Consider the following 16,859-nt stretch of genomic DNA (forward strand, 5'->3'; position numbering starts at 1 on the left):
TACATCAATGTGCAAGAACAAAAATGACCTCATCTTTGTAGTACAAAAACAAATAGAGAAAATAAAGAGAATAAAATTATGGCAAATTGGAACTTAGATAGCGCACATAGCGAAATCGAATTTAAAGTAAAACACATGATGATCTCCACAGTTAAAGGTCATTTTGAGAACTTCAATGTAAATGTTGAGAATAGTGAAGATGTATTAGATGCTGCAAAGCATGTATCTGTAGAAATTAAAGCAGATTCCATCAACACAAAAAACAGCCAACGCGATCAACACTTAAAGAGTGAAGATTTCTTTGCAGTATCACAATTCCCAGATATCAAATTCGTATCTACAGGTATTGAGAAAATTGATGATGAAGAATTCAAATTAACAGGAAACTTGACGATTAAAGAGGTAACTAAACCAGTTACATTCGATGTAGAATTCGGTGGTATTGGAAAAGATCCTTGGGGAAATCAAAAAGCTGGTTATACTGTAAAAGGTAAAATCAACCGTAATGACTTCGGTCTTACATGGAATGCTGCGCTAGAAACTGGTGGTGTAATGGTAAGTGAAGACGTAAAATTCCAAGCAGACTTACAATTCGTTCTTGCATAAATAATAAATACAGTACAACAACCAAAAAGACCAGATTAATCTGGTCTTTTTTGTTATCCACCTGAAATAAGCGGATCGATTTGGTTGATTATTTATTTCTAAAAATTAACAACATTCATACCCTTACTTACCAAGATTCCATCTTTAGCTTTCAGATTAAAGGTACCAGCACGTTTAGCTTTAAATTTGATCGTTAATATTACTCCATCCTTAGAGTTGATCACTTCCTGATCACCTATATTGACGAATGTAGGATATAATGCTTTTTGTCCATTACTATGTAACCTATCGTTGGTCATATTATTCATTTGTTTTGCCAAATGATTTTCAACAGCCACATATTCAAAATCTTGAGGGCTATAAGGCAATGCAAAAGAGAATGCATTTACATCTTTCAGATCAGCAGCTTTAACGCTTACTTCGATAATGTCATCTTTGGCAAATGAAGTTTTGGATGCTGAAAGTTTGAGAGCACCTGAAAGTTTCTCATCCTCACTGATCTCTGCTCCACCCTCCAATTTAGTAGCAACCGTTGAGATATCATAAGCGTCAATCAAACCATTTTTATTGATATCCCCATTACTTACATAACCTTCAAAATCAGCATCACCAAGTCTTAAACCAGTGTAATTAGTATAGGAAGTTAAGTCATTGATATCAATCAAGCGGTCATTATTGATGTCTCCAGGTCGGTAACTATCTGTTCCTGGCACTTTGAACACATACAATTCACGTCCGGATCCGAAATCACCAACTGCTTTTGACACTTTTAATTTCACATATCTAGCTTTAGGTTGTTCTTTGAAAGTGAATTCCTTCATGCTATCATTGTTTTCCCAATTGAAATCAGCGATTTCAGTCCAATTTTGTTTATCGTTACTGATTTCAACTTTTCCTTCCAGTAAGATTCCGTTTCCACGACCTGATCTAGGTAGATATTGGAACTTATCAAGTTGGTTGAAGCTATTCAAGTCGACAATTAAATCAAATGGTACCGCTTTTTGGCCCCATTTGGTATGCCACATATTACCTTCATCAAAATCCACTAAATTCTTAACTCCTTCAGAGCCTTGATTAGGAACTGTTGTTTCGGCAGTTAGACCAGTAATTGCAAATTGTAATGGATTTGATTTTGTGGTTTGTCCAAATTCTTTCCAATCTGACACTCCATCCTTATTGACCGCGCGGATTTTGAAATTATATGCTGTTTCAGGTTTAAGACCCTCAAACAACAAGCTATTATCTTTAATGTAGCTATAATTTAGTCCATCAAATTCAATTTCATAATAATCAGCATTATTGACTTTGTCCCAGGTAGGTTCTAAGGTATAGGCTTTTGTTTTTTCATCAGATACCGTTACAGTATTTGGTGCTGTCAAAGTTCCTGAATATTTTCTAAATCTATTGATCGGAGCATATTCAAAACCTTCAATAGTTAATTTAATTGCATTCTGAACGACATCTGTTTCAGCAACCTTAATCATCAATTGTGGATTCTTAGCAATTATGGTTTGTTCAAAAGCCGAACCTTTCGTTGAAAATTCATTCAAATTAGGGCTTTCATTATAGTAGAAAACATTCTCCGTTTTTTCGAAATCTGCTTTAGAATGAACCTCACTTAATTTGACTTTTTTCTTTCCTACCGTAAGGTTGATTTTCTTTGGTTTTTTGGTCAGGTTAATCCAAAATTCAGTAACCTTATCTTTTTCAAAACCTTCAAAAGTCCCTTCCGTAGGGTTAACTGCTATATTTACCTTCCCAATTTTTTCAGCATCTACCTCAATACAGGTATTAACACCTTCTTTAATCAAATAAGCCTGGGTATAGCCATCATCATCATATTCATAAAAATGGGATTTACCTTCAGGATAAATCTCATAGATTCGATGTTTTTTATTGATTTCCTTTACATTATTATTGGCATTCACCCTTGGAATGATTGCTCCAGCCTTGATGAATACAGGTGTTTTCCAAATTGGGGCATCAAAATTATTGACAACCTTATTTCCTTCATAAAGGTCTCCCGAGAAGTAATCGATCCAGCGACCTTCAGGTAAATAAATTCCATTTCGAATATCATTTCCTAAGGTATCAGCTTTGGTTTCCTGGTAAATTGGAGCGACCAGAATAGACGGTCCATATAAATATTGATATTGCGTTGAAGAGCCTAAGGTATAAGGATTCGGATAATCCAGCATCATTGCACGGATCATTGGTTTTCCATTTATCGCTTCTTTTGCAATGCTATAGGCATAAGGCAAAAGTTCAGATTTCCATTTCAGGTAATTTCTATTGATGGAGGTATAAGGTTCACCTAATGCATGTGGGTATTTTTCATTAGAACCCCAACCGTCCATATTCAGTTCCATTGGGGTAAAAGTTTTCCATTGAAAATCACGCGTATTGACCTTAAAGTTTTTACCGCCAAAGATTCCATCCATGTCGGAGGTGATATTCGGTTGACCGGATAGTCCTGAACCGATATAAGTAGGAATATGAAAACGAATATATTCCCATTGCCCTCCGGTTTGGTCACCAGACCAGATACCAGCGTAGCGTTGAGTACCTGCCCAGCCATCCAATGAGATAATAAAAGGTCGAGCTTCATCACCATAATAAGGCATGATATGCCCAACATCAGAGACTCCATTCAATCCGAAAGAGTAGCCCGCTCCTACCCAAGCCACATCTGTTTTTAACACACGGACTCCGGCATCACGAACTTCCTTGACAATATCACGCTGCAATAAAGCTTCTATACTGTCCTTTGGATGCAAATCAGATTGGGTCCATAAGCCAATTTCTACACCTTTATCACGAGCATAATCACCAAGATTTTTTAGGTTTTGAATATTTCCATCCAAGGTTTTCTCCTGACCATATCCAGCACCATAACCATCATTGGGCAATATCCAACCCAGTGGCATATCATGTTGGGCATAACGATCAATTACCGCTCTTGCAGAAAATTGATAATTATTCTTTTCGCCGTTCAAGGATTCCTTGATTCCACCTTCATTCTTTTGGCTTTCCTTATAAGTTTTTCCGTCCTCAAACAAAATGCCCTTAGGATCTTCCTTCCAATAATCTCGGTTATAGGCATTTAGATGACCTTGATAAAAACCGAATTTCGGAAGTAATACCGGATGACCTGTTAATTGATAAAAATCATTCAAAACTCCTACAGGAGAGTCACTTACCATAAAAAACAAATCTAGATAATCCGTATCATGAGAAAGCTTAACTTTTCCTTTTTCGGTGTTTCCAAAATCATATTTACCTTTTTTGAAGGTGTACCACATCATCCCGTAGCCTTTGGTGGACCAGTAAAAAGGAGTTGGTGAAGCAACCCCACCGTCTGTCCAGTTATTGGTGTTTTCAATGGCAATGGACTTTCCTTTATGTGAAAATCGACCGTTTTGAACACCACCGCCATAAAAGTATTCCGTAGAATCTTCCTTTAATTGCAGGCTTACTTTTTTCTTGGTAAAATCAATTGCTTCGAGGGATTGGGTGACTAATTGGTTATTCTTAATATTATAAATCTTGAATAAACCGTTTTCCTTATTGATTTCAAAGGCAGTTTCTTTGGTAGAAATAAACCATGACTTACCCTTATCATCAATTCTTAGGCTGTGGATTTTCTTTCTTGGATTATCAACGAGGATTTGAGCCGATGGACTAGCTTGCGGATCTCGGATTACCCCGTAATTATTATCTTGAAATAGCCTAAAGATATTATCAGCATAAAAATCCAATAACATAATATCGTTATTACTGAATTTTATTTGGACGGTTGTAGAATTAAGTTTCTGAACAGATTGTACTCCTGTAGAATCGATCTGTACTTGTTGTTTGTTGGTAAATGTGTCAGCAAAAGTTTTTGCAGATGCTGTAGTGCTAAAAAGTAGCGATAAGCCCAAAGCCCAAAAGAGCTTCTGTTTGTTTCTATACATGTTATACGATCAAATAAAAATAGTTCTATCTGTTTATAATCGTATGTTTTAAAAAAGGTTTTTAAAGGTAGAAAGTTTAATTGATCAATATAATTCTTCCACAAATATTTTACAGAAGTTTCGAATATAATTTAGAGCATGATATGGTGAATAAATCAATTCAAGGGGATTTTATGGTATATTAAATGGAAATTAATTTTGACAAAAGATTAAATAATTGGGCTTTTTACTCAAATTTTTCAAAAATCAGAGAAAAAGGATTGGTTTTTGTCATCTGAAAATCAGATACTACCAAATTGCTCATTCATGGAAAATCAAGAACAAGACCTAAGCAAGAAATATAAAGCATTTATAAGTTATAGTCATAGCGATAATCAAGGGGAAGGTCGGAAATGGGCGGATTGGCTACATCATGCATTAGAAACCTATGAGGTTCCGGAAGACTTAATCGGCAAGAAAAATGCAGCCGGTGAAGAAATTCCGAGGCAAATCTATCCTGTATTTCAGGATGAGAAGGAATTATCGGCCAGTTCAAGTCTAAGCAATGCTCTAACTTCGGCTTTGGACCGTTCGGAATTTCTGATTTATTTGAGTTCGCCAAAATCAGCGCGTTCAATATATGTACGCGATGAGATCAAGTATTTCAAGCAAACCGGGAAATCGAAAAAGATCATGGCCTTGATTCTGAAGGGAGAACCAGAATATGGCGACACCCATACAGAAGCTCAATGTTTCCCTGATGAATTGCGATATAATGTGGATGCGAATGGGCAGATCATAAAAGATCAGTCAGAGGAAGTATTGGCAGCAGATGTTCGAATTCCACATTCACAGGATGAGGGCTTTACTTCACCTGAAGGATATCGTCGATATTTACATGAGCAAGGCGTGGCCAATCATCTGATCAAGAATCAGGTAGATGAGTATAAACAAAGGTTGGACCTAGCGCTATTAAAAATAATCTCCGGTATTTTAGGGGTTCCCCTTGGCGAATTAACCAAAAGAGATCAAGCCTACCAACTGGAAAAAATAAAGCGGAAGAACCGGAATATCAAAAGGATTGCCACGGCTATTGGAGCCTTGGGGATCTTGGCGATTATTGCAGGTATTTTTGCCTGGAACCAAAGGAATTCGGCTTTACGTAATCTTGCCAAATCCTTGTATGCTTCTGGAATCAATAAACTTACAGAAAGTGAGTATGGTGATGGTGCAGCCTATATTGCGGAAGCAACCAGGCGTGGAGATAAAAGTGCTGAACTATTTGCACATTCCATGCTTGCAGTACAAGATGACCTAACGAGAATGCCTAATGTCAACTATGGTTTTACACGGTTTTCACCAGATGGAAAATGGCTAGTTGGTTTTGCAAGTGCGGGAAACAATATGAATGTGTTGCAGGTTTGGAATGCTATTGATAGAAAACTACATATCCAACGAGATGATATAACCTCCATTCAAATTCGGTATCCCCTATTTGATGCCAGTAACAGAGCTTATGTAACTACCCTTAACAGTGTAATCGTCAGATATGATATAGAAAATAATAAGAAGGAAGAAATTCGTCCCAATCCAGATAGTACCTTTATTGCAATAACTGCGGTATCGCCAGATGCGAAATACCTTGTATTCAATAAAAACTCCAGACAAACAATTTTATTCAACACCGAAACGAAACAAGAGCAGGATCTTACCAAAAGTCAGGAATTGAGAACATCCACTGCTTATTTCGACAATACCTCAAAGACTTTATTGGTAGATCGCCAATCTTTTGAAGGTCCTTCAGAAGTAAGCATTTATGACCTCTCTACTCCAGAGCTAAGACAGATCTTTAAAAAGGATTTAGGCTCGGGGATCAAAACTGCAGTTTTCAGTAAGGATGGGAATCAGGTTATCTTTCATAATACAGCAGGAATAAACTATTTCAACAAGCTAAATGGAACTCAATGGTCCTTGCCAACCTCGACCTTGGTGAGATTTACAGGTTTTACAGATAATGGTAATTTATATATTGGGAATGATTCCCAAATCAGTCAATTGAATACTGGCAATGGTTCGGTGATTAAAACGAGTAAATTACCAGAGAATGTTTTCTTTTTCAGTAATATGATTAAAATAATGGAGAAGGATGCCTTAAATTCAGAGGCCAATTCCCCAGATTGGACCCAGTCCTTGGTCAATAGCAATTCCCAAACTTTTCTCGAGAATAAAAAGGGAGATGCCTTGCGGGTAGCACAATTTTTTGAGACCAGTGATTTAGCACATATAGAGCCCGGAATTAGCACCGATATCGCCTTGTTAAGGTATAAGGGTGGAAAATCAATAGAACAATTAAATCTGAATACAGGTGAAAAAACAAAGAACTTTATTCAAATTCCCGAAGAGGCAACTGTTCATTTAGTTCTTCATAAAACAAAGCGGGTTTTGGTAAAGGGGAAAAGTGGGAAGACCTACTTTTTTGATGCAGCTACTGGAAAACCCGTTGGAAAGCCCTTTGATTCACAGGCCAGGCTGTATATTTTCAATCAGAATGAAACCCAGGTTTTAGCGCGAACAGGAAAAAACAGTTTTGCAGCTTGGGATATTGAAACTGGAAAACAAACCATCAACTTTTCACAAGAACAAGAAATTGGAGGATTTACAGTGAGTCCAGACTTTAGGCTGGTGATTATGGTTAATCCTGATGGATGGAAGGTATTGGATATTGCCTCCAAAAAAGTATTAAAAGAAGGTAAAGAAGCTTTAAGTAGCGGTGCTTTCAGTCCTACTGGCGAATATCTATTAAAGGTTAGTAGTGTTGGGGATGCAGAGGTCTTGGAAACAAAAACCTTCAAGCCTATCCTGAATATGAAAACTATCGTTTCACCATTTATGGTCTTTAATAATAAAGGAAATGTGCTGGCAGTGTCTGAGGATGCTACCCATATGCGACTTTGGGATCTTGAGGAAGGAAAGTCTTTTGGGCAAACCATTCGAATCAGTAAAAACACCCAATATTTTCATTTTTCGGATGATGATAAACAGATATTCGTACAGGACGATGCCGAAGGAATGCGTTTGGCTGCTAAGGTAATTGATGCTACGACCGGGAATATTCTGACGATGCCCTTTATTAATCAGCGATTTGATGCAATTTATGTTATCCCTGGGGATAAGCGATTGATGACTGTAGAATCGTTGATGAATGGTAATTCCATCAATATCTGGGAAGTTCCAGGTCAGGTGAGCATGTCAAAAGATCAATTAGCCAATGACTTAGAGAAATTCTATGGTAAGAAATACAATAATGAAACTGGAGCCATCTTAAATTATTCGGATAGCAGCAATACCTTTGATACCTGGTACTTTGACGACCCCTTGGTCAGAACGGTTTCACCAAGTTCCAATGAGAAGATCACGGATATATTAAAGAAAAACTATCCAATAAAGAATGATGCAAACCTGCGTTTATTAGCTGTTACCTATGATTATCATCCCTTGGCAAGAGCGATGGTAGCGAATTATTTCAGCAGCAATCCAGATACCCATTTGATTGGACAAAGAATCGTGGAAATCACAGAGAAGCAGTTGATAAAAATCAAAAACAAGGAATTAAAATCGGAAGTAGAATCCCTGTTAAAAGAAGCAAAACAGAAATTAAGCGAGTAAAAGAATGAATTTGACAAGAAGACAAAAAGGCCTATTGGGAATCGCATTTGTATGCTTTTTAATTATCATATCTTGGATAGGTTTATCTAAATTTTTTCCTGAGAGCAACTCCTTTCGATATCTCCCTGATCGTATCTATCGAATTATCAAAATTGTATTCGGAGGTGATCCTTCGGGTTCAGGTCTTGAAAATGAGAATGTTCCTTTAGAATTAATTATTGCCAAAATTTGTGCTATTGGGATTCTTCTTTTTGGGGCTTATAAAATTATTCAGAAAGTATTCTCGGAACAGTTCAACCTAATGAAGGCCTCTTTCAAAAAAAACCATTTGATTTCAATTGGAATTTCAAAAAAAGGAAGACAGCTATTCAAGAGTTTGAAGGATGACTATCAAAAGCAGGGAATTGCAATTGAAAAAGAAACCGAGCATGCTGACATCAATGCTGTAAAAAAACAGGGTCATTTAGTCATCATCGGAAATGCTGAGGATGAGAATACCCTTATTGAAGCAGGAATCAAACGTGCTTCCACCCTGATTGTCTTTTTAGAGAATGAGCAAACGGTGATAGAAATCATTGAATCGGTTCAGGATATCTATGATAAATCCAAATGTCAGAATGAACTACTTTGTTTTTTACATATCAGCAACCCCCGATTAATCGACTTGGTCAAAAACACAGGAATCCATTTTCAGAACAATCAGATTCAGCTAAGATTTTTTAATATCCATAAAATGCTTGCTCGTCAATTCTTTTCGCAGATTCCACTGGATATGCAGAAGGTTGGGAAAAGCATTGCAGACATCAATAAGATTGTATTTCTAGGTTATGGGGATTTTGCAAAGGCCATGTTGGTTCAGGCGTTGAGGATTTTTCACACCTCTGTTGAAAATGATTTGCAGATTTCCATATACTCTGACCATGCCGATAAAGACCGAAATTATTTTAGCGAACAATATCCGAAAGCTGATAAAATCTTTCCAGTTCGCTTCCATAAGTTTGAAGGCACATTCAATGAAATGATTGAGAAGGAGGAGCTTATGAATAAAGGCGATCAAACTTTATTTATCATGGCATTTGATCAGGATCAGGCCAATCTAAATGCGGGACTGGAATTATTGGAAAAAACTCAAAATACCAATTTCCCGATTTATGTATTGAATGCTGAAGGAAAGGGACTACGAAAATTGATCAACTATTCCGCCGACACAGATCGAATCAAGTTTTTTGGGCAGATGGAAGATATCTGCAACCTGGAATTTATCACGGGTCAAAAGCAGGATAAACTGGCTCAGGCGATACATGATGATTATCGAAAATTGCTATCAGGGGCAAGTTCAGAAAGTGAGAAATACACTTCAGACTGGTTAACCTTGAGTGAGGATGCCAAGGATGCAAGCCGAGCACAGGCCGATCATATTCCCTATAAGTTTCTTTTGACCGAAAAGGATTGGCCAGTTGCTGATCCTAATCAGATATCATTCAGTACGGAAGAAATAGAAACACTCGCCATCATCGAGCATAATCGTTGGATGGCGCATCGATATATCAATGGTTGGGATTTTGGGGAAAGCAGGAATGATGAGCTCAAATTGCATCCTTCTTTGATTCCTTGGGAGATATTAAGTGAAAGTGAAAAGCAAAAAGACAGGGATACCATTCTGAGGATTAAGATTCTATTGAATTCCTGAGCTATGAAGACCTTGAATATTTGACTTTGCAGATTGTTTAGGGTATATTTGATTGGCTTTAGGGGTATTCTTTTTTATAGAATTGAGACAGTCCCTTTGAACCTGATACGGTTAAAACCGGCGTAGGGAAAAGCAGATAAGCGCTTGGCAGACCAATTGCCTATTCCCTTCCCTATAGCCATTATTGTATTTAAATTTCAAATAATGGAAAACGACATTTATCATTTACTTACACAGGTCCGAGCAAAAGCTCCATTGGTTCAAAACATCACGAATTTTGTTGTGATGAACAATACGGCAAATGCATTATTGGCATTGGGAGCCTCTCCTATTATGGTGCATGCTGAAGAGGAATTAGAAGAAGTTTTAAGCTTCTGTAATTCACTGGTCATCAACATTGGGACCATCAGCAAACCTTGGGCGAATAACATGATCGAGGCTGCAAAATTAGCAAACAAATTAGGGAAACCATGGGTTCTAGACCCTGTTGGTGCTGGGATATCGAAATTGAGAAATGAAACCCTGGAGACTCTTGTGCAATTGAAACCTACGGTTATTCGTGGTAATGCTTCAGAAATCATGGCATTGCAAAATTTCAACAATACAAGTTCGAAAGGAGTTGACAGTACAGAATCCAGCAGCACTGCCCTACAGGCTGGTCAGATTCTAAATAAAGAAACTGGAGCAATCGTATGTATTTCCGGAGCTATTGATTATGTTATTTCAAAGGAAGAGATTACGGAGGTCAGCAATGGCTCTGCAATGATGACGAAAGTGACGGGATTAGGCTGTACGGCATCCGCAATTACCGCAGCCTTTATCGGATTGGGGAATGATCCTTATCAGGAGGCTGTGGCAGGAATTACGATTACCAGTCTTGCTGGTGAACTGGCGGCAAAAATCTCAAAAGGTCCCGGAACTTTGCAACTAAATCTATATGACACCTTATACAACCTGGCGAAAGAACAAATCCTAGGAAATCTAAAACTAAAAAGATATGCCAATCCATCCTGATTTCCCCTATCCTTTATATCTGGTGATTTCAGAAAGAGATTGTACAAAAATGGATTGGTTAAGGGTTGCCGAGCAGGCAATTTCTGCTGGGGTAGATATCATTCAATTGCGTGAGAAGGACATTTCATTTTCCGATTATTTGAAAAAAGCCAAAGCATTAAAAATGATCACCGATCATTATCAAATTCCTTTGATCATCAATGATAATGCGGAGGTTGCTGCAGAAGTTGAAGCCTGGGGAATCCATGTAGGCCTTTCAGATCAGCAGCCATTAGAAATTGCTGAGAAATATGCTGATCGGCTGAAAATCGGATGGTCTTTGGAATATAAAGAGCAATTGAAGTCGAGTCAACTAAAAGCGACTCATCATCTTGGCCTCAGTCCTATTTTTAATACGCCGACGAAAACCAATACGGTAACAACCTGGGGAATTTCCGGTATTGAGGAGATAAAAACTATGAACAACAGACCACTGATTGCCATTGGTGGGATGAACCTAACGAATGCAGGTGAAGCCTTTGCTGCTGGAGCAAACAGTGTTGCTGTAGTATCAGCAATTTGTGCCAGTACGGATCCCCGAAAGGCAACAGAGGAGTTAAAAGCCTTATTAAAATGAAAGAAAACAAAAAATATAAAGTTCCAACCGTCTTAAGTATTGCAGGATTTGATGGTAGTGGTGGTGCTGGAATTCAGGCCGATACAAAAACCATTTCGGCGCTTGGTTGCTATGCCATGAATGTTTTGACGGCATTACCTGTTCAAAATACGCAGGGTGTAAAGAATATTTTTGAGATTCCGGTTGAAGCCGTATCGGAGCAATTGGAATGTTTATTTGAAGATATTTATCCAGACAGCATCAAGATTGGAATGGTGCATCATACCAAATTGGTAGAAACAATTGCCGGTTTCTTAAAGGACTATAAAGGTCCGATAGTTTTTGACCCCGTCATGGTGTCCAGCAGTGGTCATCGCCTGATTCAAGAAGACACTATAGAAGCAATCAAGGAATTGTTGTTTCCGATTGCCGACATCATCACTCCAAATTTGGATGAGGTTTCCGTTTTGGTAAATCGCGAAATAAGTACGGTACATGCGATGGAGGATGTTTCAGATGAGATATTGAGCCTTGGCTGCAAGGCTGCCCTATTAAAAGGAGGACATCTTCAGAGTGATATTCTGACGAGTATCTTGATTCAAAAAGGTCAAGCAGCCCAGTATTTTGAATCGAAACGTGTCAATACAAAAAACACGCACGGCTCGGGATGTTCCTTATCCTCTGCCATTGCCTCATTCCTTGCACGCGGATATCATTTAGAGCAATCAACAGAAAATGCTCTGATGTATATCAATAGTGCGATAAAAGGCAGTAAAGATCTAGTAATTGGAAAAGGTCATGGACCATTAAATCATTTTTTCAACCCTGTAAAACTTATTAAATATGAAATGGACTGATAAAGCCTGGGCGGCAATTCAACCACTATATAAAGAAATTCTTGAAATGCCATTTATTGAGGAATTGAAGAATGGAAATCTTCCATTGGAGAAGTTCCAATTCTACATGTTACAAGATGCAAAATACTTGGAGCATTATGGTCGAGCGCTTGCGGCATTAGGTTCCAAAGCGATGGACAACGAGATGGCCTTGGATTTTTTCGAATTTGGAAAAAACGCATTAATTGTTGAAAGAGCCTTACATGAAGCCTATTTTAAGGAATTCAATCTGGAGCCCAATCAGGAAATCACCATTGAACCGGTATGTCATCATTACATACATTACTTGAAAAGTACCGTTGCTTTTGATCCTATTGAAGTGGCTACAGCAGCCATTCTACCTTGTTTTTGGATCTATAAGGAAGTAGGTGATCATATATATCAAAATAAGAATACTTCAAATAATCCTTATAAAAATTGGATTGAAACCTATAGTGGTGAAGAGTTTGCCATTGGCGTAAAGAAAGCATTGGATTACACGAATTACATGGCTGAAAATACAAACTATAAAGGTAGAGAATTGATGTTGGAAGCATTTATTGCAGCTAGCCGTTTAGAGTTTAGGTTTTGGGATGCTGCATACAGGAATACAAAGTGGTAAAATAATTAGGACAATCAGTTCTTATGTTATTTGTTTATTAAAAATGTAACAATTGCTTAAACTAAATTTTATTCTATAAATTAATTTCCAGCTATAGATTTGTAGACCCAATGAGTAAACTTATTTAAAAGGTAACTTTTATATAAAAAAACTAGAATAAAATTCCTTTTGGCGTAGTTTTTGGGTTAATTTTACACATAAATTATTGTGATATGAAACAACTTTGGATACTTGCAGGCGCTACTGCACTACTTACTTTTGGATCTTGTACTTCGAATGCCAATAAACAAATGGAATCAAAAGATTCAAGCAGTACAGAAATTACAGATACCAATACAGTAGATACTACGCACACCTCTCAAAACTCATTAGATTGGGCAGGAACATACTCTGGGGTTTTCCCATGTGCTGATTGTCCTGGCATTAAAACTACAGTAACTTTAAATTCGGATGAGACCTTCACTTACGAGGGTGAATATCAAGAAAGAGATACTAAAATAGAAGATACCGGAAAATTCATGTGGCATGATAACGGCAGCGTTGTTCACTTGGTAGGTAAAGAAGTAAATATGAAATTGAAAGTTGGTGAAAATCAACTATTCTCACTTGACCAAGATGGTAATCCTATCGACGGTCCTTTGAAAGACAATTATATTTTGAAAAAAGTAACCCAATAATTTGGGTTTATTCAATACAAAAAAGAGCTGATAATGATTTATCAGCTCTTTTTTTATGATAAGACATGAACAATTTCAAGTGAGATAATCTTATTGATTTTTGCTTCGCTCTTTCAAGATTCCCTTGCAGATATCAGCGACCAATGAAGGTCCTTCGTAGATAAAGCCAGTATATACCTGAACCAAACTAGCCCCGGCATTTAATTTTTCAATAGCATCTTCAGCAGAATGAATCCCTCCTACACCAATTATTGGGAATGCTTTACCTGATTTATCAGAAATATACTTGATAACTTCAGTAGAACGGCGAGTCAAAGGTTTACCACTCACTCCTCCAGGCTCTTGAACCAATAAGCGATTGCTTTGAAGTCCTTCCCTCGCAATAGTTGTATTTGTAGCAATAACACCTGCGATCTTTGTTTCTATAACGATATCGACAATATCATCCAGTTGGGTAAAAGTCAAATCTGGTGCTATTTTCAACAGAATAGGTTTTGGACTTGATTTCTCAAGGTTCAATTGTTGCAAAGTATTCAGGATATGCATCAAAGGTCCTTTTTCCTGCAAATCCCTTAATCCTGGAGTATTCGGTGAACTTACATTGACAACGAAGTAATCCACATAGTCAAATAGAGATTTAAAGCAATAGATGTAGTCATTTACAGCTTCTTCATTTGGTGTCACTTTATTTTTACCAATATTTCCACCGATCAAAACTCCGTTTCTCTCTTTTAGGAATTTCAATTTTGCAGCAGCAACATCTGCTCCTTTATTATTAAATCCCATGCGGTTGATCAGGGCGCTATCATCCACCAACCTAAACATTCTAGGTTTATCATTACCGGGTTGAGGTTTTGGAGTAACCGTTCCAATTTCGATAAAACCAAAGCCTAGTCTAGCCATATCCTCGATATATTCAGCATTTTTATCAAATCCAGCAGCTAATCCCACTGGGTTTTTAAATGTAAGTCCGAATACCTTGGTTTCTAACCTTGGATCTTCAACACAATACATGGAGTTTAATAATGCTTTAGAGCCCCAAATTTTATTGAAAAATTTCAACCCTGAAGTCACATTATGATGCGCCTGTTCCGGGTTCATGGAGAAGAAAAATGGTTTAACTAGCTTATACATGGATGCAAAGGTAGCCAAAGATGCAGAAATATTCATTACTTTTGCACCCGAAATGATATCAATAAATAACTTAACATTCGAAATAGGCTCCAGAGCATTGTACGACGAGGCAAACTGGCACATTAAGCCAGGAGATAAAGTAGGCCTAATCGGTGCCAATGGTACCGGGAAGTCCACATTATTAAAACTTATCGTCGGTGAGTTTTCCCCAACATCGGGTACAATCTCTATGGCAAAGGACCTGAAATTAGGTTATTTAAACCAGGATTTACTGTCCTATCATTCGGAAAAAAGTATCCTTCATGTTGCCATGGAGGCTTTTGAGCGTCAAAATCAGTTACATACGGAAATAGAAAATCTGTTAAAAAAGTTAGAAACAGATTATTCGGATGATATTCTAAATAAACTGAGTGATAAACAGACAGAATTTGAAGCTTTAGATGGATATAGCATCGAATTTAGAGCGCATGAAATCTTGGCTGGGTTGGGATTCTCAGAAGAGGAACAAAAAAGACCATTGGCCACTTTCTCTGGAGGATGGCGGATGCGTGTTATGTTGGCCAGAATCCTACTGCAAGCTCCTGATATCCTTCTACTGGATGAGCCTACCAACCACTTGGATTTACCTTCCATTAAATGGTTAGAAACCTATCTTCAAAGTTTTGAAGGTGCCATTGTTATTGTTTCTCACGACCGTTATTTCCTGGATAGGATTATCAATAAAACTGTTGAGTCCAGAAAAGGAAAACTAACCCTATATGCTGGAAACTACAGTTTCTACCTAGAGGAAAAGTCACTTCGCGAAGAAATCCAAGGTAATCAATACAAAAACCAACAGGCGAAGATTAAACAGGAAGAGCGTTTGATTGAGAGATTCCGTTCAAAGGCGAGTAAGGCCAAGATGGTTCAATCTCGTATCAAGGCCTTGGACAGAATGGAAAAAGTAGATGAGGTCGATGATGATAATCCGGAAGTAAACTTTAGCTTCAAATTCTCAAAGCCTTCAGGCCGCCATGTGGTGACGATTGAGAACATCAGCAAATCATATCCAAACATTGATATTTTGGATAAGACCGATGGATTGATAGAAAAAGGCGATAAAATCGCTTTGATTGGTGCGAATGGTAAAGGTAAATCGACATTACTAAGAATTGTTGCTGATGCTGATACAGAATTTGAAGGAAAAAGCACCAAAGGACATAACGTCTCCCAAACTTTCTTTGCACAGCATCAACTAGAGGCTCTGCATCTTGAAAATTCAATTCTACAAGAATTGGTTGCCTTTGCGCCAAAACATACAGAAACAGAATTACGTTCCATTTTAGGAAGTTTCTTATTTACTGGTGATGACGTTTTCAAAAAGATCAAAGTCCTTTCAGGAGGTGAGAAATCAAGAGTAGCCTTGGCAAAAGCATTGACCGCTGACGCCAACTTCCTAGTACTGGATGAGCCTACCAACCACTTGGATATGGCCTCAGTGAATATTTTGATCCAGGCCCTACAACAATACGAAGGAACATTTATCGTGGTATCTCACGACCGTTACTTCTTGGACCATGTTGCCAATAAAATCTGGTTTATCGAGGATAAGGAAATTAAAGAATATCCAGGATCCTATCAGGAATTTGAAGAATGGAATTCTAAACGCACAATCAAGCCTGTTGTTAAACAGGAAAAGAAAGTCAAAGAAGAACCAAAAAAGGAAAAGGTTGCTCCTACTGAAGATGTAAAAAAGATTATTCAGAAGAAAAACAAGGAGTTATCTGCTTTGGAGGAGAAGATTGAAAATCAGGAATCTTTGGTGAAAGAATTAGAAAATGAACTTGCACAGGAGGATATCTATTCTGATCCTGTAAAACTACAAGAGCATACCAGAAATTACAATTCTGAAAAAGCTAAATTGGAAGGTCTTCAACAAGATTGGGAAAATCTAGCTGAGGAAATTATGAGTCTTGAAGGATAAGCAAAAAAGAAAATAAAAAGCGAGAGGGATTACTAAACAGTAATCCCTCTCGCTTTTAGCTAAACAATTGGCTGGAAATTTG

11 protein-coding genes and 1 riboswitch are annotated in these 16,859 nt (G+C 37.6%); of the genes, 9 read left to right on the plus strand and 2 right to left on the minus strand.

The window, feature by feature from the left end:
• Positions 1 to 78 precede the first annotated feature (78 nt).
• A complete protein-coding gene (locus PZ892_RS11545) occupies positions 79 to 606 on the plus strand; it encodes a YceI family protein (RefSeq protein WP_277711296.1) in 528 nt (175 codons plus the stop codon).
• A gap of 98 nt (positions 607 to 704) precedes the next feature.
• On the opposite strand, the gene PZ892_RS11550 is transcribed toward PZ892_RS11545, so the two are convergent.
• Positions 705 to 4,562 carry a TIM-barrel domain-containing protein gene (locus tag PZ892_RS11550; RefSeq protein ID WP_277711297.1) on the minus strand — a complete coding sequence of 1,286 codons (3,858 nt, stop codon included), beginning with the start codon at positions 4,560 to 4,562 and terminating at the stop codon, positions 705 to 707.
• A 306-nt stretch (positions 4,563 to 4,868) separates the two neighbouring features.
• Between PZ892_RS11550 and PZ892_RS11555 the strand changes: the two genes are divergently transcribed.
• The 7 genes from PZ892_RS11555 to PZ892_RS11585 all read left to right on the plus strand — a co-directional run bounded on the left by PZ892_RS11555 (position 4,869) and on the right by PZ892_RS11585 (position 13,680).
• Positions 4,869 to 8,207: a TIR domain-containing protein gene (locus tag PZ892_RS11555; protein WP_277711298.1), complete on the plus strand. Its 3,339-nt coding sequence runs from the start codon at positions 4,869 to 4,871 to the stop codon at positions 8,205 to 8,207.
• Between the two features lie 4 nt (positions 8,208 to 8,211).
• Positions 8,212 to 9,897, plus strand: coding sequence for an NAD-binding protein (locus PZ892_RS11560; protein ID WP_277711299.1), 1,686 nt, complete (start codon positions 8,212 to 8,214; stop codon positions 9,895 to 9,897).
• Between the two features lie 50 nt (positions 9,898 to 9,947).
• Positions 9,948 to 10,043: riboswitch (TPP riboswitch) on the plus strand.
• 58 nt (positions 10,044 to 10,101) lie between these two features.
• A complete protein-coding gene (gene thiM, locus PZ892_RS11565) occupies positions 10,102 to 10,911 on the plus strand; it encodes a hydroxyethylthiazole kinase (RefSeq protein ID WP_277711300.1) in 810 nt (269 codons plus the stop codon).
• Positions 10,895 to 11,527 carry a thiamine phosphate synthase gene (gene thiE / locus PZ892_RS11570; RefSeq protein WP_277711301.1) on the plus strand — a complete coding sequence of 211 codons (633 nt, stop codon included), beginning with the start codon at positions 10,895 to 10,897 and terminating at the stop codon, positions 11,525 to 11,527. The genes thiM and thiE overlap by 17 nt, the downstream gene beginning before the upstream one ends.
• Complete coding sequence (gene thiD / locus PZ892_RS11575; RefSeq protein WP_277711302.1) at positions 11,524 to 12,363, plus strand: bifunctional hydroxymethylpyrimidine kinase/phosphomethylpyrimidine kinase; 840 nt, start codon at positions 11,524 to 11,526, stop codon at positions 12,361 to 12,363. The genes thiE and thiD overlap by 4 nt, the downstream gene beginning before the upstream one ends.
• A complete protein-coding gene (gene tenA / locus PZ892_RS11580; RefSeq protein WP_277711303.1) occupies positions 12,350 to 13,003 on the plus strand; it encodes a thiaminase II in 654 nt (217 codons plus the stop codon). Before thiD ends, tenA begins: the two co-directional genes overlap by 14 nt.
• 212 nt (positions 13,004 to 13,215) lie before the next feature.
• Positions 13,216 to 13,680 (plus strand): copper resistance protein NlpE, encoded by a 465-nt coding sequence (locus PZ892_RS11585; RefSeq protein WP_182498197.1) that lies wholly within the window; start codon positions 13,216 to 13,218, stop codon positions 13,678 to 13,680.
• A 90-nt stretch (positions 13,681 to 13,770) separates the two neighbouring features.
• Here PZ892_RS11585 and PZ892_RS11590 read toward each other — a convergent pair whose 3' ends face one another.
• Positions 13,771 to 14,814 (minus strand): quinone-dependent dihydroorotate dehydrogenase, encoded by a 1,044-nt coding sequence (locus tag PZ892_RS11590; protein ID WP_277712926.1) that lies wholly within the window; start codon positions 14,812 to 14,814, stop codon positions 13,771 to 13,773.
• 52 nt (positions 14,815 to 14,866) lie between these two features.
• On the opposite strand from PZ892_RS11590, the gene PZ892_RS11595 reads away from it, so the two are divergent.
• A complete protein-coding gene (locus tag PZ892_RS11595; protein WP_277712927.1) occupies positions 14,867 to 16,777 on the plus strand; it encodes an ABC-F family ATP-binding cassette domain-containing protein in 1,911 nt (636 codons plus the stop codon).
• Positions 16,778 to 16,859: the final 82 nt, after the last annotated feature.

Origin of the sequence: Sphingobacterium sp. WM, assembly GCF_029542465.1 — a bacterium.
Lineage (GTDB): Bacteria > Bacteroidota > Bacteroidia > Sphingobacteriales > Sphingobacteriaceae > Sphingobacterium > Sphingobacterium cellulitidis.